Origin of the sequence: Paenibacillus sp. J53TS2, assembly GCF_018403305.1 — a bacterium.
Taxonomy (GTDB): Bacteria; Bacillota; Bacilli; order Paenibacillales; family Paenibacillaceae; genus Fontibacillus; species Fontibacillus rhizolycopersici.
Genome location: NZ_BOSK01000005.1, coordinates 352,568 through 378,606, shown reverse-complemented (window position 1 = coordinate 378,606; position 26,039 = coordinate 352,568). Strand labels below are relative to the sequence as shown.

The window sequence follows — 26,039 nt, the reverse complement described above, 5'->3', positions numbered from 1 at the left end:
CCTAATCCCTATCATAGCATAGGAAAACGGCCCTTTCGCCAAAAAAGCGAAAAGGCCGCCGAGGATCCGGCTTTACGCCGGGCGTTTCGTAAACACGTAGAAGGTGACGCCAAATTTGTCGGTGACGATCCCATACGCCGGACTGAAAAAGATCGGCTGCAGCGGTTGGTGCACCTCGCCCCCCTGCTTCAGGGCGTCAAACAACCGTTGCGCGTGCTCCGTCGTGTCTACCGTGAGGCACACGGTCACCTGGTTGCCGACGCTGTGCGTCTCTCCCGGTAACTTGTCCGATACGTACATTTCAGCGTCTCCCAGCTTCAGTACCGAGTGGTTGATGCGCTTCTGCATCTCTTCGCTCATCGGCTCCTTGGGCTCCGGTATTTCGCCGAACGTTTGCTTGAAGACTACCTTTGCCTCCAACGCTTGTTCATAAAACGCAATCGCCTCTGCCGCTTCTCCATCCATCGCAATCAACGGGCTAGCCAACATGATCATTTTCGATCCGCTCCTTATTAGTTGTCACTTCCCCGGACACCGAAGCGCCGGTTCAAGTCCGTTTCGCTGGACTTTGTACTTAGTGTAGCTCATAATAGTGACAACTATTGTCATAATTAAAAAAATGATGAATGGAGCTTTAAAACCATGTCCAAATCGAAACGGCTCATGGAGCTGATGATGACCGTCAACCGCAAACGAAAGTTCACCGTCAAGGAATTGGCCGATGAATTCGGCGTCTCGCCCCGCACGATCCTTCGGGACCTGCAGGAGCTTGGCGAACTCGGGGTCCCCTTATATTCCGAGGTTGGACCGCACGGCGGATACCAGGTGCTAAACGAACGCGTACTGCCTCCAATCGCGTTTACCGAAGAGGAAGCGGTGTCGATCTTCTTCGCCAGCCACGCCCTGCGCCATTATGAGTTTCTCCCGTTCGAAACGGAAGCCTCCTCGGCGCTCGGCAAGTTCTATCACTATATGTCCGGTGACGTACGGGACCGGATCGATCAAATGAAGAACCGCATCGACTTCGTGACCCCGTCGCGACAATCGGCTTTTCCTTTTTTAGGATTGTTGCTCGAAGGAGCCATTCAGCAGCAAGTCCTCCGTATCAACTACGAATCGCGCCACGGCGTCTCTACCTGCCGCCAGATTCAGCCAGTCGGTATCTTCGCCAGCGGTGGCTTGTGGTATTGCCCTGCCTACTGCTTCGAGCGCCGCGATTTCCGCTTGTTCCGCTGCGACCGCATCGTCGCAGCCGAACCCGCCGAGGGATCCGGTGTTCCGGAACCGCTCGATCTGCGCCATGTGCACCTCGGCAACTGGGAGGAACACCTCGGGCGCAAGCCGGCGCGGGTCAACTGCGTTGTCGAGCTCAGCCAGCTGGGCGTCGAAGCGTGCGAAGGCCTGCTTATCCGCCGCAGTCTGAAGCTGAACGTCCGCGAGGACGGCTCCGGCCGGCTGGAGGGACCGATCCCGGCCAGCGAGCTCCCGTACCTCACTTCGTTCTTCATCGGTCTCGGCCAAGATGCCACCGCCCTCGAACCGCCGGAGTTGGTGGACTCGATCAAGCGGAGGTTGACCGAGCTGCTGGAGAAGTATTCTTAGGCCATATTACATCGACAGCGAACCCGCCGTCGCGATCTGGTGGTACAGGCCGTTTACGTCCAGCGTGCCGAACACATTGTTCTGGTTAAATACGAGGCGCTCCGCCTCCAGCTCTTCCAGCAACAAAACGCGGCCGTTCACATAGTCCAGCAGGCGGTCGCGCGCCGACGCGGCGCGGCTCAGTACCCCGCCATAGCGGATGTCGAGCACTTCCCAGCCAAACGGCTTATACGTTCCAAGCCACAGCTCCCGATGCGCCACCCGCAGCTCTTCGACCCGATGACGCAGCTCCGGCAGCGTCTCGTCGGCGATCTGCCGCAGTCCGTCCCGGTCCCCGGCGTCGTAAAGGCGCTTGATCGTCACGCCCAGCGTCGACTTCACGGACAGCGCGGCGGCGAGCTTTTCGTAGAAGGCAAACATCGCGGCAAACAGCTCCGTCAACCCGCTTCCTTCTGCCTCACGGTAGCTCCGCCATTTCTCGGCCAGTCCGCCATAATAATCCGGCAACGTCCCTTCCATGCCTTCCACGTGCTTGTCGAACAAGCCGATCAGCGGATCTTGCCAAAGCAAGAACTTCGACGGATTCGCGCCGTAATAGTTCCCCTCGTGGACCTCCGGCACTTCGTCCATCCCCTTCAACGCTTCGAGCGGCCCGAACAAATCGAGCCCCGTGCAGGCGGCAAGCCGCTTCTGCAGATGCTCGTCCGTCACCTCGCCGTCATGGTACCCGTACTCCGCAAACAGCTGCAGCCCCGGCAAAATCACGAAATGATTCGCCTCGTTCCCGTTATCGCCCCACGCGGTCGCAAACACCTCTCGCAGGCCGCTCCGTTTCGCCGCACGCAGCGCCGGGTGCATGGACGACCACGTTTTGCCGTGGTTCGGGGCCATCAAATTCCACATGTGGATGCCCCCCGCGAAGAGCGGCTCCGACCCGAGCAGCCGGTGCTTGTCGAACACTTCCTTATACGCGTTCTCGTCCGTCCCCCAGTAGTTCCAGTAGACGAACCGGAGGCCGTCCGGGATCTTCGCCATATTTTCCGCGGAAAAATCCGCCTCCATGTTGTACAACCCGCCCTGCACGTCGTTCGACAGCAGGTTGAAATACATGTCGCTCCAGATCATCGGTTCAAGCCCTAGCTTCCCGGTGATCTCCATGACCCGCCCCACGTGCTCGTTCATCACCTCGAACCGGTCGCGGAAGCCGTTGTCCCGCAAATAGCGGCCCAGTCCGACCTGGAACGCTTCGTCCATGCCGATATGGATTCGCTTCGACCGAAACGGGGCCGTAGCCGCCCGAATCGTCTGCTCCAAGAATTCGTACGTCGCCGGCGTACCCGGCAGCACAATGTCGGGATGGTCCCGCAGCGGCTCGGCATAAAGCCATTTCAGCGCATGGAACAAATGTCCCAGCGTTTGAATGCACGGAATCATCTCGATGCCGAACTGCGCTGCGTAGTCGTCGCACTCCCGCAGTTCCTCCGCGGTGTACCGTCCCCGCATATAGCCGAAGTAAGGCAGTTCCGGCACCTCATACGTGTCCTCGGTATACATCATCAGCCCGTTCAGCCCCATGACCGCCATATACCGCAGCATCTGCTTGATCGCGTCCACACGCATCACCGCATTGCGCGAAGCATCCAGCATCGCCCCGTTGTAATCGAAGTTCGGCCGTTCGGTCAGATCAAACGCCTCCGATATCTTGGCCTGCTCCAAAAACAACCCTAACGCACGGAAAAAATGAATCTTCTCCCCATACTCGATCCGGCCCATCCCTCCGCTGAGCGACACCCGCAAATGCCCAGCGTCCTGCGGCAACCGCACAACTTCCACCGGCAGTCCCGCCGGGTCCGGCTGGAATCCGAGCTGAGCCTCCAACTCTTTCACGCCATCAACTAATTCCTTGTCCATCCCTTGAAAATAAAGCTTCATCCCGTGAACCTCCTCTATAGTGTAAACCCCTACGCTCAGACCTACTGTCCGCCCCGGCTCCGATAGCTCCGCGGCGAGTACCCGGTGATTCGCTTGAATACGCGCGAAAAGTAAAACGTATCCTGATACCCTAGCGCCTCACCGATTTCCTTGACGCTTTTTTCCGTGTTGAGCAGGACGTTCTTGGCCTCGGCCGCCTTCAGCCGGTGTATGAATTCGTTGAGCGGATAACCCGAATATTCATGCACGATCCGCCGCAGCGTCGACACCGAGATATGATGCCGCGCCGCCAGTTCCTCCGGCGTTGGATCCGCGTACAACGAAGCGGAGATGTCCTCGATCACCTTGAGCACGAACCGCCCCCGGTTCCCGGCCTCCGCCTGATCCGCTTGCGACACCAGCTCGTAGAGAAACGCCTCCAGCATCAGCGAAGCCCGGTCGAGATTGCTGGGCATACCGCTGTCGATCAACATGAACATCAGCTCCATCCGGTTGATGACCGAGTCGTCGATCGTTGCTTTTTGGACCTGATCGGGATGCTGCAGCCAGCTGCCAAGCCACTCCTCAACCCGTGAGCCTTCCACCGTGAAGTAATACTCATCCCAATGCCCTTCCGCGTGCGGACCGTAATGGAACGTTTCGCCCGGGAACAAGCAGAACCATGAGCCGGCCGTGACCTCCTGCCTGTCCGCGCTGCCGACCTGGTAATACCCGCTTCCGCCCGTGATCACCACAAACGCCCAATACCGGAACCTCGCATCTGCGCGCTGCATCGTGCGCCCAGGCAAATGGCCGGCGTTCACGACAGCTAACGATTGGATTTTGCGCCGGCTGGCATCCACCGCGGGATTGAACAGTCGGATCGGCTCAGGACTGATCATATAATCCAGATACTTTGTCATCCTGAACATTCTCCCTTTAAAATGCCTGTGCTAAATTAGGGGTGCCTAATCATAACTTTGAATAAATAAAACATATCCTAGCGAATGAATGCTCTCATTGTAGCAAACTCGCGCGGAGAACGAAAGGGTGCACCTGCGAAAAATGAGTGAACTGAACATCGGTTTGATCGGCAGCGGTTCGATTTCTGAATCCCATCTTCAGGCTTACCGCGCCAACCCGCGGGCCAAGCTGTTGGCGATCTGCGACATTAATGAAGAACGGGCCCGTATCATAGCGGGCAAGTACGACATTCCCCACGTTTACACGGATTATCACGACCTGCTAGCCAACTCGGATGTTCAGGCGGTCAGCATCTGCACCTGGAACAACTCCCATGCCGCCATCAGCATCGACGCCCTGGAAGCGGGCAAACAAGTCCTCTGCGAAAAACCGCTTTGCATCACCGTGGACGAAGCGTTACAAATGCAGCAGGCGGTTGAGCGGACAGGCAACTTGTTGCAAGTCGGTTACGTGCGCAGGCATGCCTCCAACATCGCGGTACTTAAGAAATTCATCGACGCCGGCGACCTCGGCGAAATTTATTTCGCAAAGGCGAGCCTGATCCGGCGGCTAGGCAATCCGGGCGGCTGGTTTGCAGACAAGGCACGCTCGGGCGGCGGTCCGCTGATCGACATCGGCGTGCACGTCATCGACCTCTGCTGGTACCTGATGGGCCGACCGAAGGTGAAGTCCGTGAGCGGCAACATTTACGCGAAATTGGGCAATCGCTCGAATATCGAGAACTATGCCTTTTATCAAGCGGCAGATTACGACGCTTCCTTCAACACGGTCGAAGACATGGCCAATGCCTTGATCCGCTTCGAGAACGGCGCTTCGTTGATGGTCGACGTCAGCTTCTCCCTCCATGCCAAGCAAAATTCGGCCCTGGTTAACATTTATGGAGACAAGGGCGGCGCTGAAATCGAACCGGCGTTATCGATCGTGACCGAACGCCACAACACCATTCTTAACATCGAACCGCAAATCACCTCGCCGGGATTCGATTTTCAGGGTGGCTTCCAGAACGAAATCAACCATTTCGTCGCCAGTTGCCTGGATGGCATCCCGCCAATCAGCCCAGTGGAGGACGGCGTAGAAATGATCAAAATCCTGAACGCGATTTACGAATCGGCTGCTGAAGGCCGGGAAATCCATTTCTAATTTGGAATCTAAGGAGGCGCGAACGGAATGAAGCTGAATAACAAAATCGGTATTATCGTCGATAGCTTTGGCGTAGGCGTTAAGGAAGGCTTGAAAAAGGCGAAGGCGGCCGGAGCCGAAGGCGTACAGATTTATGCCGTTTCCGGCGAGATGGACCCGGCGGTACTGATCGGACCCAAACGCAAGGAGCTGCGCGATTACATCGACAGCCTGGGGCTAGAGATCTCCGCCCTGTGCGGCGACCTCGCCGGCCACGGGTTTCAGGACGCCACCTCCAATCCGTCCAAAATCGAAAAGTCGAAGCGAATCCTCGATCTCGCGGTTGAGCTGGGCACAAACGTAGTCACGACGCATATCGGCATCGTACCGGAGGACACAAACAGTCCGATTTATGCGGCCATGCAGCAGGCTTGCGAGGAGCTGGGCGTTTATGCCAAGAGCCTGAACGCTTATTTTGCCATCGAAACCGGACCCGAACCGGCCGCCCATCTCAAAAGCTTCCTGGATACCCTCACCACCAACGGCGTCTCCGTCAATTTTGACCCGGCCAACATGGTGATGGTCACGGGAGATGACCCGGTCCAAGGCGTTAAGACGCTTCGGGATTACATCGTCCATACGCATGTCAAAGACGGCATCCGCCGCCGCTCAGTTGATCCGCGAGACGTGTACGGCTTCCTCGGCTACGACAAGATGAGCCACGAGAAAATCGCCGAAATGGCCGCCTCTGGCGCGGGCTTCGAAGAGGTGCCGCTCGGCGCGGGCAGCGTCGATTTCCCGGCCTATTTCGCCGCCCTTCAGGAAATCGACTATACCGGCTACCTGACGATCGAACGCGAAGTCGGCGACAACCCGGAGGAGGATATTCGCCAAGCGGTTGGTTTTATCCGCTCGTTCCGGGGATAGACGGCCACACTACCACTAAAGGAGATGAACCTTTCATGAAACTGGGAGTCAGCTCTTACAGTCTCTATCAAGCGATGCAGTCCGGATCGATGACCCTTCTTGAGGTGATCGATTGGGTTGCCGGCATCGGCGGAGAGCATATCGAAATCGTACCGCTGGGGTTTGATTTTGGGGAAACCCCCGAGCTGATCGAGCAAATCCGCGAGCGCGCGGCGCAGGCTGGGATTGCCATATCCAACTACGCGATCGGCGCCAATTTCATCGTGGATTCGGAGGAGGCTTATGCGGCGGAGATCGCCCGGGTCAAACGCGAGGTCGACCACGCCCATGCGCTTGGCGTCAAGCTGATGCGGCATGACGTCGCCTCCCGACCGGACACCTCGATCGTCCGGTTCCAGGAGGACCTGCCGCGGATCGCGGACGCTTGCCGGGAGATTGCCGATTATGCCGCGCAGTACGGGATCACAACCAGCCTAGAGAACCACGGCTATTACGTGCAGGCCAGCGACCGGGTTCAGGCGGTGATCCATGCCGTCGATCGGCCAAACTACAAGACGACGCTTGATGTCGGCAACTTCGTTTGCGTCGACGAGAACCCCGTCGTCGCCGTGAAGAAGAACATCGGCTACGCCTCGATAGTCCACGTCAAAGACTTCTACGTACGGCCCGAAGGCCGCAACCCCGGCGCCGGCTGGTTCCGCAGCGCAGGCGGCAAATACCTGCGCGGCGCGATCGCCGGCCAGGGCGACCTCGATCTATGGGAGATCCTGCGCATCGTGAAGGCATCCGGCTACGATGACTACCTCTCCATCGAATACGAAGGCATGGAGGACTGCCGGCAAGGTACGCGTATCGCCTTCGACAACGTCCGGCGCATCTGGGACGAAGTCTAACTCAGATTCATCTTCAGTGAGGTATACTTTCGTATACCTCACTTTTTTTGAGCTCTGCCACCCCTTACTGACCAGGGCTTTGCATGATTATCCCCTTGAATCAGGCTGCACCGTATAGATCTAATTGTCACTCCCAGCTCCGCTCCTTCCTCCCCCTCCACCCCTGAACAAAAGGGATAATCCTGCAAAGGGGCTGCAAAGACAAACTTTTCGAGAGCATTGCACGATTATCCCCTTGAATCAGATGGAATCAGGTTCCTGAACAAAAGGGATAATCCTGCAAAGAGCTCCCAAAGACAATATAGACAAAACAAAAAGGTTATCCCGCCATTACAAGTAATGGCAGGATAACCTTTATAATCCTTTTTTCCGGTTTAGGTTCAACAGGGTTTCCCCGAATTATCGGCGAATCCCGATCGTGACGATTTCACAAGGGCCGGCCAGCAGCGACAGGCAACCTGCCGCGCTCTTGGAGAGCGGCGCTGCGGCTTCTTCGAGAATCGTTGTTTTATAGAAATGCTCATGCGGAATGTTTAGCCCAAGCGTCAGCTCCGAAGACTGCTTGCTCATGTTGTACCAACGGAGCAGCAGGTCGCCGGTCGCCTCGTTCATTTTGAGCGAGGAGAACGCCAGCTCTTGGCCTTCCCATTGGAACGGAGCATACGCCGGGGACAATGTCCCCTCGTGCATTTCTGTTTGGCTGACCGTCCACGGAATCTGGAACTGGTAAGCCTCCGTAAACGCGCCGGACGCAACGCCGTCGCCGTTATGCGGGATCAGCTCCATCCGAGCGGTGTGTACGCCCAGGCACTGGGCCTCCGGCGTCGGGAACAAGCCCCAGTCGCCAAGCTCGCCTACTGAGCGCAGCAGCGTGACCGCGATCGTGTTTCGGCCGTCGCGCAGCACTTCGTATTCGTTCAAGCCGAGGTTGGCCACCGTCAAGCCGGCTCCCTCGCCGCTGACGTCCACGAACGCTTGCTGATGCTGCGTGTTGCTCGGATTTTCCCATTCCGGCGCCGGTTCGATGCTGCGTTCCGCGATTTCAAACATCGAATCCACCTGATGCGTCGATGCCTTCAGATCGGTTGGGAACAGCGCGCGAATCCGATGATCCTTCGCCGTGTTATCGATCGTCGTTTCCATGTGAACGCCTTTGCCGGCGGCTTCAAGCGAAATGACTGTACGGAGCTTCAGCGTCGTCAGCTTACTGCTGCGCTGGGCTTTGCGATACGGATAGTACACTAACTCCCGCATCTCCTCGTCCAGCTTCTCGTCTGCGGACGCCGGGATCTCCCAGTCATGGCACACTTCCACGGAAGCGCGGAACGGAGCATCCTCCAGCACACGGATTTGCGCCGCCAGCCCTTTCGTGGTCAGAGCCTTTTCACCCTCCGGCTGCTTGTACATGTATTCGTTCCCGATATCGCCGGTATTCTCATACACGCCAAGGTCCCGATACACCTGGCCCGTCGCTTTATCCATCATCACGAAAGATCCGTCTTCCGCGATTTCCACCTTCAGGTTCGCATTCTCCATCACCCAGTGACCGGTGAACAACGAAGCTGGCTTAGCAGCCACAGCCGCCGACTTCCGGCGCACCCACGCGTAGGTACGCAGGCTCAGAGCAGCGACATCCGTCGCCTGGAACGTCAGCTTCACGCGGCGGCACATGTACGGCTGGCGGAACTTGTCGTCCGGCAAGTCATAGCCGAACAGCAGCCCGAGATCCTCCACCGCACAAGGCACCGTGTTCCCCTGCTCGTCGACCAGCTCGCGGCCCGACAGATCCACCGCCTTCATGCGGCGGCCGGTCTCTTCAAGGCCAAGGCCGTCACGCAAATACAGGCGAGCGGCGTCCAGCTCGATGGACACCGTGCCCGTACGGCTCCAGCCGGTCGTATTGAACACGACCAGCGGCAACGGGTCTTCGCCATATCCGGCGAAGACGGAGGTGTTCACCGCATCGGCGATCACCCGCTTGCTGTCGTCGATGAGCGCCTCGGCAACGTGGCGGCTCTTTGCGAAGCGGGTGACCATCTCGCGGTGAACCTCGTCTACGCTACATCCGCAGATGCTGTCATGCGGATGGTTTTGCATCAAGGTTTTCCACGCATACGTAAACAGGTGATGCGGGTAATCCTTCCCGAGCAGGTTCGCCATCGAGGCGAGCGGCTCGGCGACTTTTTCCAGCAAAGCCTGGCCTTCTTGGTTCATTTGTTTCAGGTACACGCGTGCGGAAGCGGTGTTCACGAGGGTGCCCCAGCCATCCGTACGTTGACTGCGCAGTTCGCCCTTCACCGTGGACAGCTCGCGGCCTTCCAGCGCCGATTCCAGCTCGTTCAAATATTCCGGGAAGTTCGAATGAACGAACTTCGTGTCCGGGTACAGCTTCTCCGCCGTGCGAATCGCTTCTGGGAGGTCTAACTGCAGCGGCTGATGATCGCAGCCGTTCATGAACAGGAGCTCGCCGGTGGCTGCGTATTTCTCCGCGTCCGCCAGCTTGCGATCCCAGAACGCCTTCGCTTCCGTCTCATCCACCGGCACTTCGTTGCCGTTTGAATACCAGTTGGCGAACAGGATACCGAGCACCTTGGAACCGTCCGGACCTTCCCAGATGAGCTCTGAGAAGGAAGACTCGTACCCGCCGTCGGACACGGTATTGTTGAAGCCGGTCGGCTTCACGCCGCGGCCAAAAAAGGCATTCCCAATCCCGGACTGCTGCATCAACTGCGGGATTTGCCCGACTAAGCCAAAGGTATCGGGGAAATAACCGATCTTCGCTGGAGCGCCGTATTTTAACGCGTCCTGGTGGCCGATTTGCATGTTGCGGACATTCGCTTCGCCACTCGTCAGAAACGCATCCTGCAGAATGTACCAAGGCCCGATTAGAATACGGCCTTCACGGATATATTTCTCCAGACGTTCCTTGTTCTCCGGCCGCACCTGTAGATAGTCCTCAAGAATGATCGTTTGACCGTCAAGGTAAAAGCTGCGGAACGCCGAATCGCCGTCCAGTTTATCCAGCAGCGCGTCCACCAGCTCCACCAGGCGAACGTGATGCTTCTCGTAAGGCAAATACCATTCCCGATCCCAGTGTGTATGGGAAATGATATGGGCCGTTCTCTGCTTGCTCATTTATCTAAACCCCCACTTTCCTCCGTGGTTTGATATCCTCACGTGACGGCTTACGCTTCCGTCTCCAGCGGATATTCTTCCATGTACTTCAGCAGCTCGTCCACGGTGGTGAACGCGAGGCCGGTTACCGTATCGGCGCAGCCATAGTAGATAGCGATGCGGCCGGTCTCGGCGTCGGTCAATGCTGCGCAAGGGAAGGTGACGTTCGGCACGTCGCCAACTAATTCATACAGCTCTTCTGGGCCGAGGATGTAGTTGCGCGAACGCGCTTTGACGATCCATGGCTTGTCGATGTCCAGCAGGGCGCAGCCCATGCGGTATACGAAACCGTTACAAGTATTGATAACGCCGTGGTAGATCAGCAGCCAGCCTTGGTCGGTTTCGATCGGAACCGGTCCTGGGCCGATTTTTTTCGATTGCCATGCGGAAGCATCGCCGTTAATCGTCCCCATGACGTAACGGTGTTTACCCCAGAACGTCAGGTCCGGGCTCACGCTGTAGAATATATCGCCAAACGGCGTATGCCCCGTGTCGCTTGGACGGCTGACCATCGCGTAGTAACCGTCGATTTTGCGCGGGAACAACACGCCATTGCGGTTGTACGGAAGAAAGGCGTTTTCCAACTGATGGAACGTCTTGAAGTCGGTTGTGTAAGCAATCCCGATCGTTGGGCCGTGGTAGCCGTTACACCAGGTGATGTAGTAACGGTCGCCGATTTTGGTGACGCGCGGGTCATAACGGTATTCGCGTTTGGTGATTTCCTCGTCGCCTTCGAATTGGATCGGCTCGTGGTTGATTTTCCAGTTCACGCCGTCGTCGCTGAACCCTGCAAAAATATCCATGCTGACCGAACGGGAATCGCAGCGGAACACGCCGGCAAATCCGCCTTCAAAAGGCACGACTGCTGAGTTAAACACGCTGTTGGAGTTCGGGATCGCGTGACGCTGGATGATCGGGTTCTGGGAGTAACGCCATACCGGCGCGTTCGAACCGGCCGGTTTGTCTTGCCAAGGGATATTTTTCAGGGCTTCGCCGATAATTTTGCTCATGGTCAAGTCTCCTTTGGGATATGAGTTTACAAAATACCTTCCTGCATTGCACGATACACCAGCTGCGAGAACAAGCTGTTCGACCAAGCGAACCATTTGCGCGTAAACGTGTTGGGATCATCGGCGTGGAAGCCTTCATGCATATAGCCGGTACCGGCGTCGGTGGCCTCCAGCATCGCGATCATTTCCAGCTTCTCTTCCTTCGTTTGCGCCGTGATACCTTGCATCGACAGGGCCATATGCCAGATGTAGTTCTCCGGCGTATGCGGGCTGCCGATGCCTTTGGCTGCTTTGCCTTCGAAGTAGAACGGGTTCTCTTTGCTCAGTGCAAAACGCCGTGTATTTTGATAGATCGGATCGTCTGCGCCAACGTAACCCAGGTACGGAATGGACATGAGACCCGGCGTGCCGGCGTCGTCCATCAGGCAGTAGTTGCCGAAACCGTCGGTTTCGTAGGCGTAAATCGGACCGAATTCCGGATGGCGGTAAATCCCGTACAGCTGGATCCCATGGTAGACTTCAAACTCCAGCTCCTTCAGTTCGGCCAAGAAGTCCATGTCGCGGAAGACCCATTCGGCGAATTCCTGCATTTGACGCAGCGTTACAACCGCAAACATGTTGCCTGGTATGTTGTAGTGGAAATCGCAGGCGTCATCGCTGGAGCGGAAGCCCGACCAGATCATTCCCGTATAGTTGACCGGCATCCCCAAACCATTGTTCCGCAGGGAATCAGTTGGGATCCCATTGTTGCGGCTGAAGCGGTAAGGCGATTGCTCAAAGTGATGCTGCTCGGTTTTAAACAACTCGTAGATTTTCCGCATTGCGGCTTTAAAGCCGGCGTCAAAAATATCGGTCAGCTCGGTTTCCTTCCAATACGTATAAGCCAAGCGGACCACGAAGCACAAGGAATCGATTTCGAATTTGCGCTCCCAAACCCAAGGGGACATCTCCGTTACGTCGGTCGTGTTCCAGTGCCAATCGTTGGCCGATTCGTTAAACGCGTTGGCGTACGGATCGATATGCACATAGTTGATATGGCGTTTGATCAACCCGCTGATGATCCGCTGCAAATCGGGATCGTTCTTGGCGAACGGCACATAATGGATCACCTGCTCCACGGAATCGCGCAGCCAGGAGGCCGGGATATCACCGGTGATGACGAAGGTCGTTCCGTCGTCCATCAGCTTCGTCGTTGTATCCAGCGTGTTCGGGAAACAGTTCTTGAACAGCTGCAGCAATTTGGGGCGATGCGCCAATTTCGTTTCCGCTTCGGCCAGTACGTCCTTGACGGCTTGCGGCAATTCCAGCTGCGGCATCGGTATTTTCGGGAGTCTAAATTGTTCCATGAGCTTGTCTTCTCGCTCCTTTATAGGTCATTTCATTTCGTATCAACTAATCGAGTGAGGGGGGGCTGGGCGACTGGGCGGGTGATCTTACATATTAACGGTACTTTATCCTGTTAATTTACCTGCCGAGCAGCCCCACACCACCCCAACTCGTCAATTCCTACTTACTTCAACTTCAACGTCTTGATCTCATATGGGGCAAAATCGAGCTCGATCCGCCCAGCGTCCATCGTCATCGGTTCAAGCTCCCGCTCTAGCGCGTCGGACAAGAACGCGGCCGAAACCGGCTCGTTCCAATTCAACGCCACGCGTTCGCGGCCGCCTGCCGACTCGTACAGACGCAGGATCACGCCATCGCCATCCTCGGCAGGTTTCACGGTGTCGAGCACAACATGCTCTCCCGCAAATCCTAACAACGCCCCTGAGGAAGGCAGCGTGCCTTCCTGCACTCCGGCCGCTAGCACGGCCGGCATGTGGTTCAGCTCGGCTGCAGCGCGCACCGTATGAGCAGTCTGCCAATCGCCTTGATGCGGATACAGCGAATACGTAAATTCATGCTCCCCGAGATCGGCGGTCACGTCCGGCCATTTCGGTGCCCGCAGCAGCGACAACCGAATCGTGCTGCCCTGGATGTCGTAGCCGTATTTGCAGTCGTTCAGGAGGCTGACGCCGTAGCCGCGTTCGGAAACGTCGGCGAACCGGTGCCCGCACACTTCGAATTGCGCCTGCTCCCAGCTCGTGTTGCGATGCGTCGGACGTTCCAACGCGCCAAACGGAATTTCGTAAGTCGCTTTGTCCGAGACAACATCGATCGGGAACCCGACTTTCAGCAGCTTATGGGCTTCGTTCCAATTCACCTTCGTTTGGAAATCAATCCGTTTGTCGTGATGATACAGGATCACATCCTGCGTGATTTCGGATTGGCCGAGATTCCAGCGGAAGCGCAGCACGTCTTGGACTGGACCGCTTGCGACCAGACCGCTCTCCAGCAATACAGCCTCACCGGCCGGCTGCTGTTCATAACGCGGGTCAATGTCCCAAGCATCCCACAGGGTCGGACGGTCGTGATAGAAGTGGAAGCGGTTCGCGCTTTCGCCCGATTTCACGATTTCCCGGCCGGCTTCCTTATCCCACAAGCTAACGATCTCGCCGCGGTCATTAAATTTCAGGCGGTAGAATTCCGTTTCCCACTCGCCTTGGAAACCCTTGATTCCGGCCGATGAAGTCGCCGTCGTTCCAGCGGCTGCAGCCGCCTCGGCCCGTAACCAAATCGTCTTGTAACCAAACGCCGGAACCTCCGGCACGCGGACCCAAGCCGCCGAGTCGCCGCTAAGTCCGGTCCGGACGTCCAGCTCAAGCCGCGTACCGTGCTCATCGTAAGCAGCCGCGCCGCTGCGATAAGCTTGGTCCGGAAGTGCCACAACCGCGTCGCGAGTCCAACCCAGGCTGTTGAAGACAACGTATGGCGTACCTTCACCCGTGGTGGTTACCCGTTCGACCAACGCTGTTAGGCCGTGACGCAGGCCGGTGTTGCCTTTTTCAAAAATATCCGTATATTCCTTCGTTGACGTCTCGTACGCTTCGGTAATCGCCGAGCCCGGAATAATGTCATGGAACTGATTCAACAAGATCAGCTTCCAGCCCGCCTGCAGCGTGCTTTGTGCCTCGCGTTGCTGATCCTTCGGCATAGCCGGAGCGGCCAACGCGTTCCACAGCTCGGCCTCGCGGTACAAAATTTCCGCCTTGCGGTTGCTGCGCTTGTTACGTCCGTGGGTCGTATACGTCCCCCGGTGCAATTCCAAGTAGAGATCGCCGTGCCACGCTGGCAGCTTCGGCTGCGCCGCTTCGATGCCAGCGAAGAACTCCGTCGCCGTACTATATTCGCTCGCCGGCTGACCCACCATCAGCTCAGCGCGGTTAATGTACTCCAGCATTTCGCGAGTAACCCCACCACCGCCGTCGCCATGTCCGTAGAGCAGCATTTGCTCCGGATGGACGGCCTTCTGACGGTAGGACTGCCAGTGCTCATGAACGTCCTTCGGCAGCGTATTCTCGTTTACGCCATGGTTCAGATAAGACAGCATAGGCGTACCGTCTATACCAACCCAATGGAACAGATCGTACGGGAATACGTTGGTATCATTCCAGCCAAGCTTGGTCGTCATGAAATAACGAATCCCGCCATGCTTTAAAATTTGCGGCAACGAGGCGCAATAGCCAAACGTGTCCGGCAGCCATTCGATCTCGGAGGTGAATCCAAACTCCTCTTGATAGAAGCGCTGCCCGTAAAGCATCTGCCGCATCAGCGATTCGCCGCTTGGCAGGTTCAAATCCGGCTCCACCCACATGCCGCCAACCAATTCCCAGCGGCCTTCCTTAATCCGCGCCTTCACCCGCTCGTACAACTCGGGGTCGTTCTCCTTCAGGAAGGCGAACAGCAGCGGCTGGCTTTGCGTGTAGCGGTATTCCGGATACTCGCTCATCAGCGCGTCGACCGTCGAGAAGGTCCGGCTGGTCTTGCGCACCGTCTCCCGCACCGGCCACAACCAGGCGATGTCGATATGCGACTGGCCGACCATCTGGATCAGGCCCTCGGCATTACCGCCAATGGCCTTCACACGCTCCGCAAAGCTTTGCTCCAACTCGGCAATCGCTCCGCCTTCGCGGACCGCTTCCGCATCCAGCGTCACAAACCCGTCCATGGCGCTATATAGTGCCTCGATCAAGCGGGTGCGCCGAAAATCCTGTTCCGGCAACAGTACCGCCGCATCGCGGACGATCGTTGCCGTATACATCAGGCTTTGCACGGGCCGGTTCACCAGCACGAGTCGGCTGTCAATCCGCGTAATCGGCGGCTGAATCACCGCTTGTTGGTTCAGCGGATCCACCGGCTCGGGGATCGGATCATACAGCTCGATTTCCAGCGAGAGGGGGCCTTGTCCCTGCTCCTGCGGCAACGTTACGAACGTATGGTTCCGGTCCAAACCCTGGGCTGATTTGCCGTTGATTCGCAACAACCCTTCGCCGCCGGAAGCAAAGATGAGACCCACCTGTCCGCCGCGCCATCCTTCCGGAATTTCCAACTGAGTCCGGAAGAAATACGTTGTTCCCTGCGTGCTCGGGAACCGCTCGAAGGCTTGCCCCTCCAGATAAGGCGTTTCTTTGGTATAACTTCCGGGAACCTGGTATACGGAAGAAGTAATCTCCCACCCGCGCAGCTCGATCTGATCAAGCCACTGAGCTTCCGACAGCTCCCGGATAAAACGTCTGATGCGTTCCATGTATATTAACCCTCCCGCACAAAGAGATTGGCGCTCAGCGTATCATTCACATTCTTGCCGACATGCACCCGGAATTCTCCCGGCTCCACCACCGGTTTATAATCCCGTCCGATGTACTGCAGCTGTTCCGAACCAACCTGGAACTCCACCGTCTGCGTCTCACCTGGCTGCAGGAATACCTTGCGGAACCCCTTCAGCTCCTTCGCCGGCCGAGTCACGGTACTAGCAACGTCGGAGATGTACAGCTGTACCACTTCCGCGCCAGCCCGGTCGCCCACGTTCGTCACTTCAACCGTCACCTTCGTTGTGCCGTCCGTATCGATCGTTTCAGACTCAACCTTTAAGTTGCTATAGTTGAATTCGGTGTAGCTCAGCCCATATCCAAACGAGTACCGCGGCTGCGAATCATTTTCCAAGTAGCGTTTGCCCCGCGAACGTTTGCCGTTGTAGTAGACCGGGAGCTGTCCGACATGCTTCGGAACGGAAATCGTCAGTCGCCCGGAAGGATTCACGTCGCCGAACAGGATATCCGCGACGGCATGCCCTCCCTCCTGACCCGGGTACCAGGCTTCCAGAATCGCATCGGCATGCTCGTCGATCCACGGCTCGGCAATCGGCCGACCGTTGATATAAACCACTACAAGCGGTTTACCCAATTTATGAATTTCTTGAATCAACTCCAACTGTACGCCGGACAAACTGAGGTTCATCCGGTCAATGCCTTCGCCGCAGTCCATGTCGCTTTCTGCATTGCCAGTCACTTTGGATGCACCGGTTCGGAGGTCAATCGTCCCCTCGCCGAAGTCTCGCGCGCTGGAGCCGCCGACGACCATAACCACCGTGTCTGCTTGCTCCGCGCAAGACAAGGCAACATCGAATCCTTCCCGAGAGTCGCCATTAATCCGGCAGCCTGGAGCATACAACACCTGCTCCGGCGTTCCAGCCAGCTTGCTGCGGATCCCGCCCAGCACAGTCGTTACCGTAGAACGCGGCTGCGGCGAGGTATAATCGCCCAGCTGATTGTAGCCCACATCGGCGTTCGGGCCGATAACGGCAATTTTACCTGCGCCTGCGGACAATGGCAGCACGCCGCCTTCATTCTTGAGCAACACGATACCTTCGCTGGCTAATTGCCGTGCCAGCTCCACATGTTCCGTGCTGCCGATGACCCGCTCGGCCCGCGCCGGGTCGGCGTACGGTTGTTCGAACAGCCCCAGTCGGAATTTCAGCGTCAATACGCGGCGTGCCGCCTGATTGAGCACTTCTTCCTCCAGCTGTCCCGAACGTACCGCCTCCACCAGGTGCTTGCCGAACATCACGCCGGACATCTCCATATCGATGCCCGCGCGAATCGCCTGGATCGCTGCGTCCCGTCCGTCTTCCGCCACGTCGTGGCCGGAAGCGAGCATGTCGATCGCGCCGCAGTCGGTGATGACCATGCCGTCAAAACCCCACACGCCGCGCAGAATGCCATCCAACAATTCTTCGTTGGTCGTACAAGGTACCCCGTCGATCTCGTTGTAGGCCGGCATGATCGAAGCCGCACCGGCTGCCACCGCCTTGCGGAACGGCAGCAGGTCGACCTCCAGCAGTTCGCGCCGCCCCATATGAACCGGGCCGGCATTGCGGCCGCCCTCGGAGCTGCCGTAGCCGACGAAGTGCTTCAGCGTGGCTGCCACGCTGTCCTCTCCGTCCAAGCGTTCCCCTTGCAAGCCTTCGACCGAAGCCACGGCCATTTCGCCGATCAAATAGGCGTCTTCGCCAAAGCATTCTTCGGTCCGGCCCCAGCGGGGATCACGCACGACATCGAGGACCGGGGAATAGGTGACCGCGCCGCCTTGGCTGCGCGTCTCCCGGGCCACTGCCCGGCACATCTCGCGATACAGCTCCACGTTCCAGGTACTGCCGAGCGACAATGGCACCGGAAAGACCGTGGCGCCGATCGCCATATGGCCGTGCGAGCACTCTTCCCCGATCAGGATCGGGATGCCGAGGCGCGAGTTCTCGATGGCATAACGTTGGATTTCGTTGACCGCCTCTGCGCCCTCGCGCGGCGACAAGCCGGTTTCCAGCGTCACGCCTGTCCACGGATCGGCGCGCAACACGCCGTACAGCGAGCCGATTCCGCCGCTTTGCACCTGCTCTTTAAACAAATCGGTCAGCTTGATCTCTCCGTCTTTATGCTCATAGATCTGCCAACCGAAAGGCTGGACCAGCTGGCCGGCCTTTTCTTCCAATGTCATCAGTCCGAGCAAATGCTCCACTCGTTCCGGGACGGGTTTCGATCTGTCTTTGTAAAGCAACGTCTCCACCTCGCTCCTTTAATTATTACTTTCATTCCATAAGAGTTCAAAAGGGAGTAACTCTGGTTTTGATCAGGTTTTGATCAGGTTTTGATCAGGTTTTGATCAGGTTTTGATCAGGTTTTGATCAGGTTTTGATCAGGTTTTGATCAGGTTTTGATCAGGTTTTGATAAATTTTAAATAGACGTTCAAAAATTGACTGTTCAGCACCGAGAAGGTTGGATGAAGCTAGGGACTGAGTAGCACAGCGTAGCTGGAGGCTACGTGAGCAACGGAAGGCCCGGCTGAATTCAAGATTCGATGCCGATTACACTACTTGGTACTACTTCGTGATCAAAAGGCAATTTTTGAACCACCACTATTATTCTTTGACAGCGCCCACCGTAAGTCCTTGTACAAAATACCGTTGGAAGAACGGATAAGCAAAAATAATTGGCAATGTCGCAAGCACGACCATCGCCATCCGCGACGTATCTTGCGGAATGGACTGCAGTGCGGTCAAACTCAGTGAGCTGTTTTGCGAGTTCTGTTGAATAAAAGCAATACTCGATTCGATCCGCATCAGCATCGATTGCAACGGCACCAAATTCGGATTGTCGATATACAGCAGCGCGTTAAACCAGTCGTTCCAATAACCTAATGTGCTAAACAATCCGATTGTCGCCAAGCCCGGCAGCGACAGCGGCAGGACGATGCGCAGGAAGATAAAGAAATCGCCGGCGCCGTCAATCCGCGCCGATTCAATGATCGCTTCCGGAACGCTCGTACTATAGAACGTACGTAAAATCATGATATAAAATGCATTCATCGCAAGCGGCAAAATTAGCGCCCACAACGTATCTTTCAACCCCATCAACTGGGATACCACCATGTAAGTCGGGATCATCCCGCCGTTAAAGAGCATCGTAACGATCGCAAATACGGAGAAAAATCTCCGGTAACGGAAGCTCTTCCGCGAGATGGCGTAAGCGTAAAGCGAGATCATGATCAAACTGATCACAGTTCCCACGAGGGTAATCAGAATCGTCACGCCGTAAGAGCGAAGCAGCGAATCGCCGCTTTCGAACACGAAGCGGTAAGCTTCCAGACTCCATTTGGCCGGAAACAACCGGTAACCGTCCGTTGCCAGCGTTTTTTCATCCGTGAAAGAAATAATGACCACGAAGATAAAGGGGAACACGCACAAGAACGAGAAAATCCCTGCAATCAGGTGCAAAACGGCGTTCCAACCGCGAGAGACGTTATGAAAATCTTTGGTTTTTCTAGCAATCTCCGCCATTCTCTGACACTCCTTTCAGCTGTTTTAAAATAGGGCGCTGTCCTTATCAATTTTTCGCACGACATAGTTGGAAACCATGACAAGAACAAAGCCTACCACCGATTGATAAAGGCCAGCTGCCGTACTCATGCCGATTTCCCCGGTTGTTTTCAGACCGCGGTATACGTAAGTGTCGATGACGTTAGTCACTTGATAAAGCGTGCCCGAATCTCTCGGTACTTGGTAGAACAAGCCGAAGTCAGCATAGAAGATCCGTCCTACCGCAAGCAGGGTCATAATAATAATGATCGGGGAGAGCAGAGGAATCGTAATGTTCCGAATTTGCTGCCATTTGGTGGCCCCGTCGATCATCGCCGCCTCGTAAAGCGATTTGTCGATCCCCATAATCGAAGCCAGGTAGACTACGCTGTTATAGCCGATCGATTTCCACAGGTTGACGAAAATCAAGATATAAGGCCAATACTTCGGCTCCGAATACCAGTTAATCCGCTCCGCGCCAAACCAGCCTAGGATTTGGTTAATCATCCCCCGGTCCATGCTCAGGAAGCTGAACGCGAAATAGCCGACGATAACCCAGGAAAGGAAATAAGGCAGGAACATCCCGGTTTGATAAACTTTTGCCATCGTTTTGCCGACCAGCTCGGACAGCAAAATCGCCATAGCTACAGAAAGGACTAGTCCGATGAAGATAAAGGCAAGGTTATAAAACAAAGTGTTGCGAGTAATGGTAAAAGCATCGTTGGTGCTGAACAGGAATTTGAAGTTATCCCAGCCTACCCATTTGCTATGGGCAATACTGGCCCAAAAACCGTCACGGCTGAAGCGGTATTGCTTAAATGCCGTAATCGTACCGACCAACGGAAGGTACGAGAAAAAGAAAAACCAGACGGCACCCGGCAACACCATAAATAACATGACTTTATTCTTGAGCAGGTTTTTGAAAAATGCAGTCATGATGTTCCCCTCCTGTCGAAAAATAATGAAAAAGGATCGGGCGCAACAATCACCCGCCCGATCCCTTTCGTTTCTTTAATTGTTACTTGTTGTTCGCAGCTCTCCAGGCATCGAGCTGAGCTTGGGCTTCAGCAATGACCTTGTCAAGGCCGGCCTCTTTGAATTTTTCGATTGCTTTCGGCAAGTAATCTGCCGGATCAACCGTACCGGTCATCAGCGAGGACCAGAATTGTTCTTTTACGTTCTGTACGGCTGCCATTTCAGTTGCTACTTTCGTGCTGTCGAAGTTGAAGCTCAGGATCGGCGAATTGACGCCTTCTGCGTTAAACTTCTTGAATTGCTCCCATTTGTCGTCTGCGTCGTTCGGGTTCAAGTAAAGGAGCATGTTGTTGCCCAAAGAGTAAGATGGCATGTCGTAGTTTTTCGATTCTGCCAAGTTTTCGTAGTGCGTGTCGTCAAGTTTCTTGTAGTGAACGCCTTCGATCCCGGAGTCAACCATGTTACGCAACACTGGATCGGTATTCAACAGGTTCAGGAATTCCATTGCTTTCTCTGGATGCTCGGAGTTCGCGGAGATCGCCATGATCGAACCTTGAACGGAAGTGTTCGTGATGATCGCATCACTAGCCGGTGTGGAAACCACAGGGTAGCCATAGCTTGCAGACCACAGGTTATCAGCCAGCGGCTGGGTTTGCGCACGGTCCATGAACCATTGACCGGAAGTCATCAGGTCGCTGGTGGAACCGGTGGTTGCAGCTTCAGGAGCTACATAACCTGCTTGATAGTACTTGTGCATTTGATTCAGAGCTGCTTGCATTTCAGGCGTTTCCAGGATGTTTACGATTTTATAATCGGTCGTATCCAGTTTCACAGCCATCGGCAAGTTCTGGATGATGTAATCATAAGGCACGTAAGGAACGTAGTTCTTGTCCATTGCAAAAGGCGTTACGCCTGGTTCGTTTTCCTTGATCGTTTTCAGCAATGGCTCGATGCTTTCCAAGGAACGAATGCTAGTGATGTCTACGTTGTATTTGTCAGCCAACGTTTTGTTAAAGCGCCATACTTCTTGTTGTGGCAATTCTTTGTTGGCAGGAATGCCGTAGTTATGGCCGTCGACTTTGGAACCTTCCAGGAAGGCCGGGTCGATGGTGTTTTTCAGATCTTGTCCGTATTTCTCGAGCAGATCATCAATCTCCAGGAATGCACCTTTTCTAGCGTTTTGTACGTAGTCGAAACCGCCGGCGGAAGTGAAGACGATGTCCATCGGCTCACCGGAAGCAACGTTAACTTGCATTTTTTGCGTGTAATCGCCCCAATCGATCATTTTCATGGTGATCGTTGCGTTGATTTTCTCTTTGGTGTACTTGCTGACTTCTTCCATAACGCGGTCTACGTCTTTTTGAGGCGTCCCGATTGTGTACCAAATCAGGTTGACCGCTTCTTCCGAATTGCCCGCTGCAGAACCGTTATTGCTTTCAGCGTTCTTGTTGCCGCCGCATGCGCTTAGTACAAGCACTAAGGCCATCAGAGTGGCAAGTACGAAAGAAAAACTTCTTTTGTTTTTACTCATGCTGATCCTCCCCTTTGAAGCTCTTTTGTTTTGTTTAACTACCTTAACCTTACCGGATGAAAGCCGTTACAAAAAGAAGATAAACTTAAAAAATCGAGGTACAAATTAAAGAAAAGGACAATACCCCGGATCCAAGGAAAACCTACCTTTCCGGCAGGCCTAAATCTCCTTGATCCAGGGTACCCATCCCCTTCCTATCTAATGCAGCGCTTTAAAGTCGGTGGGGGAGATCCCCACGTATTTTCGAAACTGCTTATAGAAATAACCAATTTCCCAATACCCTACGTTCCGGGCGATTTCGTGCACCTTGAGATTGGTGTTCTTGAGTTGCTGCTTCGCCTTATCAATCCGATATTTATTAATGTACTCGGCAAAGGACACGCCGGTCTCCTTGTGAAATAACTGTCCGAGATAAACCGGATGTATATGGTATTGCGCTCCTAGCGTTTTTAGCGACAACTCATCGGCATAATGCGTATCGATGTAAGTCAACACTTGATGCACAACCGGATTTTTCGCGTCCTGCAGCAAGGAGCAAACCGTCTCCTCTGCTAAGCCCTCAAGAATTTCGATCAGTCCCTGGTATGTTTCACAGCGTTGCACACGTTGGAGCGCTTTCTTAAACAAGTCCGTCTCTTCTGTATATTTAATATGCTGAAGCTCCATCTTAAAGCGGACAACCAGCTCCAATGCAGCGTTCTGCAAATCCTCGGGGCGGACCCCCTCCAACTGCTTCAACTGCTCAAAATCACGGCAAATGCACTCCTTCAAGCCTTCCTTATCCTTGGCCAAAATCAACTTGGCGTAATCATCCCATGCTAGCGGATAACCGCTCTCCAGAACACTGTTGCCGCCGTGGTCGCCTTCCAGCAGCTTATATTCAATCGTCCTCCGGTCAGGATAAATCAAGTAGTACTCTAGAGCGCGTTTGGCTTCCTTGTAACTGAGTGAAGCCGCCTCGGGAAGCCGGCCCACACTCCCAACGCCGATTTGGATCGTCCGGTTCATGACAGACAGCTCGAGGGACAGGTGCTCCATCCACTCTGCAAATGTCCGTTTTTCCACTGCCCCTTTGGGGAGGGAACCCACAATCACGATATCGCCGTCCACATCACGGAACAGGGTAATTCCCCGTTGCTCTTTGAGATAACGTTCGGTTCGTTCGAATATTTCGGCCGAATTGCCATCCGTGCGCAATACGGCAACCGCAGCGCAAGGCCCATGTAAATTCAGTCCGAGCAGCTCGGCCCGCTCCTCAAATTCGGCGGCTGCGATTTGCCCGTTCAGCCAGCGGTACAGCGTGTTATCCTTTAGAATCTGGACATCATAGGCGTCATATAGTCCGTCCGACTGCAGGCTGTCCAGCTTCTGCACGGTGTTGCGCAGCGTCGACTCCAGCTCCTCCAGGTTAATGGGTTTCAGCAAGTAGTTTTCGATGCCTAGCTTCATGCCTTCTTTGAGATAATCGAACTCGTTAAATCCGCTTAAAATAATGACTTTCAGTTCCTGGTGAAGCTTCCTCGCCTCGGAGATCAGCGTTAACCCGTTCATCACCGGCATGGAGATGTCTGTGATCAATACATCGACCGGCGTTGAACCCAGAGCATCCAATGCCTGCTGACCGTTCTCCGCATGCCCGACGATTTCGAGGCCAAACTGCGGCCAGTCGACAATATCATATAAACCTTCGATGATAAATGGTTCATCATCGACGATAAACACCTTATACATCTTCGCCCTCCATTCCTTCCCGATTGGGGTAACGAACGATGATCGTTGTCCCTGAACCGGGCACGCTGTCGATTTCTATCCCGTAAGCCGGACCGTACAAGAAACGCAATCGCGTATGCACGCTACGCAAACCGAACATTTGCCCGGTTTCTTCCTCCCGCTCCAGCTCCCGGCGGATTTCCGTAAGCCGATCCGGTTCGATGCCTTTCCCGTTATCATGTACCACGGCCACCAGGGTATCCCCGTCTTCCCGCACATCGATCGAGATCTGATTATCAAATTGGTCCGTTCGAATCCCATGAACGATATAATTCTCCACAATCGGCTGCAGGGAAAGCCGGACGAGCGCTTTGCCGTAGAGCGCCGGATCGGCTTCGATCTCATAGTTAAAGCGATCTTTGTAACGGATGCGGAACAATTCCAGATACAACCGGCAGGCTTCCAGCTCGTCTTTCAGCGTATAGTTTTTCTTTTGCTGCACCATGCTTTTGAACAGAACGGATAAGCTGTAGATCATCTCGCCCACATCCCTGGCCCCTTGGGAGATCGCACGCATGCGGATGACCTCAAGCGTATTGTACAGGAAATGCGGGTTGATCCGGGCCTGTAAGGCAACAAGCTCCGTTTGCTGCTGCTTGATCTCTGCTTTAAACACCCGGTCGATATACAAATTCAACTCGTCCAACATGTCGTTAAAGCTTTTCGAGATTTGCCCCAGCTCGTCCTCCCGTACATCGGCGATCCGTGCCGTGAAATCGCCATTGCGAACTCTCCGGGTAAACCGGATAATGCCGTTCGTTCGTTTCGCGAAATTGCTGATGAATAGAGCCGGGATGAGGATGGCAAACAGAATGCAAATGGAACTGATCGTTAGGATCGTGTTGCGCAGTCCTTGATAGGTTTTGGCCAACTCCTCTTTCGGGACCGTACTGAGCACCGTGAATCCCCCCTGACTTTGCGTCAGCTTGGTGGCGATCATCCCGTTGCCGAGCACCCCGGTGTCGTACAATGAGTTAATTTGCTCGGTATAGGGATATTTCCGGCCATAATAAGTTCCGGAGGTATCGAACAGCACGTTGCCATCCGCGGACAAGACCAGGATTGAACCTTTCAGGTCTTCTCTGTACATCGCCAGACTGCCCCACACATTCGCCGTATCGAAATAAACATCCAGTTGACCAATGTTGCGAAGCGTAAGCTTATTACTGATCGGGATGCGAACCGAATACATCGGGGTATTCGGTAAACCCACCGTTTTGCGCACCCATATATTGGAGATCCCCACGTTCATCCCTTCCTGTTGATACATCACATCGGGCACGAACGATCGGGCCTGATTGGTGGGGATAATCTTAAACTGCTTATCGCTGCCAAAGACATACAGCTGCTGCAGATCCGCGCTATATAACATCAAACTACGAATGTCCGGATCATCATCGACCACGTTGCGGAAATACAACACGGTGTCCGTAGACGAACTATTTTCCATATAGAATCGGTCTAGACGGTAATTCACGTAATCCTGATACGGATGCTCCAGGAAAAAGGAAGTATTCGAGGCCCGCTCCTCATCGCGATAAATGTCCCGCACCATGGACTGCACGGAGTCGTATTTGCCACCGATGTAATCGCTGACGCTTTCGATCGCTCGCTTCTGGATATCCAGCTGCCGTTGCACCGCGGACTCGGACATAAACATGAACATTAAATATGAAAACGTAATGATCGTAACGATCGTAATCACCGAGAAAAACAAGATGATCTTCATGAACAAGTTGTTCTTGAAGTAATTCCGATAAATGTTCCGAATGAACATGTCTTCCCTCCTCGTGCAAGGTCAATTATACCATGCCTTTGGGGCTACATGGGATTAGCCGTTCTTGACGGGGTAGCGGCAAGCTCCCGGGCTGCCACCCTGTAATGCGGCGAATAGGCTGAAATGTTGCATGTACTG

At 55.0% G+C, this 26,039-nt stretch carries 17 protein-coding genes; 4 read left to right on the top strand and 13 right to left on the bottom strand.

Features of this window, described 5'->3' with window-relative positions:
* Positions 1-72 precede the first annotated feature (72 nt).
* The gene (locus KJS42_RS13935) at positions 73-495 is read right to left on the bottom strand and encodes a VOC family protein (protein WP_155606758.1); all 423 of its coding nucleotides are present in this window, start codon (positions 493-495) and stop codon (positions 73-75) included.
* A gap of 147 nt (positions 496-642) precedes the next feature.
* On the opposite strand from KJS42_RS13935, the gene KJS42_RS13930 reads away from it, so the two are divergent.
* The gene (locus tag KJS42_RS13930; RefSeq protein ID WP_213623204.1) at positions 643-1,602 is read left to right on the top strand and encodes a helix-turn-helix transcriptional regulator; all 960 of its coding nucleotides are present in this window, start codon (positions 643-645) and stop codon (positions 1,600-1,602) included.
* A gap of 6 nt (positions 1,603-1,608) precedes the next feature.
* Here the strand turns inward: KJS42_RS13930 and KJS42_RS13925 are convergent, their stop codons facing one another.
* Positions 1,609-3,534: a beta-N-acetylhexosaminidase gene (locus KJS42_RS13925; RefSeq protein ID WP_213623203.1), complete on the bottom strand. Its 1,926-nt coding sequence runs from the start codon at positions 3,532-3,534 to the stop codon at positions 1,609-1,611.
* Between the two features lie 41 nt (positions 3,535-3,575).
* Entirely contained in the window at positions 3,576-4,436 is an 861-nt protein-coding gene (locus KJS42_RS13920) for a helix-turn-helix domain-containing protein (protein ID WP_155606761.1), read from the bottom strand.
* Between the two features lie 142 nt (positions 4,437-4,578).
* Between KJS42_RS13920 and KJS42_RS13915 the strand changes: the two genes are divergently transcribed.
* The 3 genes from KJS42_RS13915 to KJS42_RS13905 are packed head-to-tail and all read left to right on the top strand — an operon-like array spanning position 4,579 to position 7,436.
* On the top strand, positions 4,579-5,637 hold the full coding sequence (locus KJS42_RS13915; RefSeq protein WP_213623202.1) for a Gfo/Idh/MocA family protein: 1,059 nt from the start codon (positions 4,579-4,581) through the stop codon (positions 5,635-5,637).
* 27 nt (positions 5,638-5,664) lie between these two features.
* Positions 5,665-6,543 carry a sugar phosphate isomerase/epimerase family protein gene (locus tag KJS42_RS13910; RefSeq protein ID WP_213623201.1) on the top strand — a complete coding sequence of 293 codons (879 nt, stop codon included), beginning with the start codon at positions 5,665-5,667 and terminating at the stop codon, positions 6,541-6,543.
* A 35-nt stretch (positions 6,544-6,578) separates the two neighbouring features.
* Positions 6,579-7,436: a sugar phosphate isomerase/epimerase family protein gene (locus KJS42_RS13905; protein ID WP_213623200.1), complete on the top strand. Its 858-nt coding sequence runs from the start codon at positions 6,579-6,581 to the stop codon at positions 7,434-7,436.
* Between the two features lie 399 nt (positions 7,437-7,835).
* On the opposite strand, the gene KJS42_RS13900 is transcribed toward KJS42_RS13905, so the two are convergent.
* The 10 genes from KJS42_RS13900 to KJS42_RS13855 form a co-directional block, all read right to left on the bottom strand.
* Positions 7,836-10,571 (bottom strand): alpha-mannosidase, encoded by a 2,736-nt coding sequence (locus tag KJS42_RS13900; protein WP_213623199.1) that lies wholly within the window; start codon positions 10,569-10,571, stop codon positions 7,836-7,838.
* 50 nt (positions 10,572-10,621) lie between these two features.
* Positions 10,622-11,620 carry a glycoside hydrolase family 130 protein gene (locus KJS42_RS13895; protein ID WP_213623198.1) on the bottom strand — a complete coding sequence of 333 codons (999 nt, stop codon included), beginning with the start codon at positions 11,618-11,620 and terminating at the stop codon, positions 10,622-10,624.
* A 26-nt stretch (positions 11,621-11,646) separates the two neighbouring features.
* Positions 11,647-12,966, bottom strand: coding sequence for a glycoside hydrolase family 125 protein (locus KJS42_RS13890; protein WP_213623197.1), 1,320 nt, complete (start codon positions 12,964-12,966; stop codon positions 11,647-11,649).
* 164 nt (positions 12,967-13,130) lie between these two features.
* The gene (locus KJS42_RS13885) at positions 13,131-16,247 is read right to left on the bottom strand and encodes an alpha-mannosidase (RefSeq protein ID WP_213623196.1); all 3,117 of its coding nucleotides are present in this window, start codon (positions 16,245-16,247) and stop codon (positions 13,131-13,133) included.
* Positions 16,248-16,252: 5 nt separating this feature from the next.
* The gene (locus KJS42_RS13880) at positions 16,253-18,490 is read right to left on the bottom strand and encodes a glycoside hydrolase family 3 N-terminal domain-containing protein (RefSeq protein WP_244868482.1); all 2,238 of its coding nucleotides are present in this window, start codon (positions 18,488-18,490) and stop codon (positions 16,253-16,255) included.
* Between the two features lie 422 nt (positions 18,491-18,912).
* Positions 18,913-19,830 (bottom strand): carbohydrate ABC transporter permease, encoded by a 918-nt coding sequence (locus KJS42_RS13875; protein ID WP_155606770.1) that lies wholly within the window; start codon positions 19,828-19,830, stop codon positions 18,913-18,915.
* A gap of 24 nt (positions 19,831-19,854) precedes the next feature.
* Positions 19,855-20,784 (bottom strand): ABC transporter permease, encoded by a 930-nt coding sequence (locus KJS42_RS13870; RefSeq protein ID WP_213623194.1) that lies wholly within the window; start codon positions 20,782-20,784, stop codon positions 19,855-19,857.
* An 82-nt stretch (positions 20,785-20,866) separates the two neighbouring features.
* Positions 20,867-22,354 (bottom strand): ABC transporter substrate-binding protein, encoded by a 1,488-nt coding sequence (locus KJS42_RS13865; RefSeq protein WP_155606772.1) that lies wholly within the window; start codon positions 22,352-22,354, stop codon positions 20,867-20,869.
* Between the two features lie 198 nt (positions 22,355-22,552).
* A complete protein-coding gene (locus KJS42_RS13860) occupies positions 22,553-24,085 on the bottom strand; it encodes a response regulator transcription factor (RefSeq protein WP_213623193.1) in 1,533 nt (510 codons plus the stop codon).
* Positions 24,078-25,901, bottom strand: a complete 1,824-nt coding sequence (locus tag KJS42_RS13855; RefSeq protein WP_155606774.1) for a sensor histidine kinase — start codon at positions 25,899-25,901, stop codon at positions 24,078-24,080. The genes KJS42_RS13860 and KJS42_RS13855 overlap by 8 nt, the downstream gene beginning before the upstream one ends.
* Between the last annotated feature and the right edge of the window lie 138 nt (positions 25,902-26,039).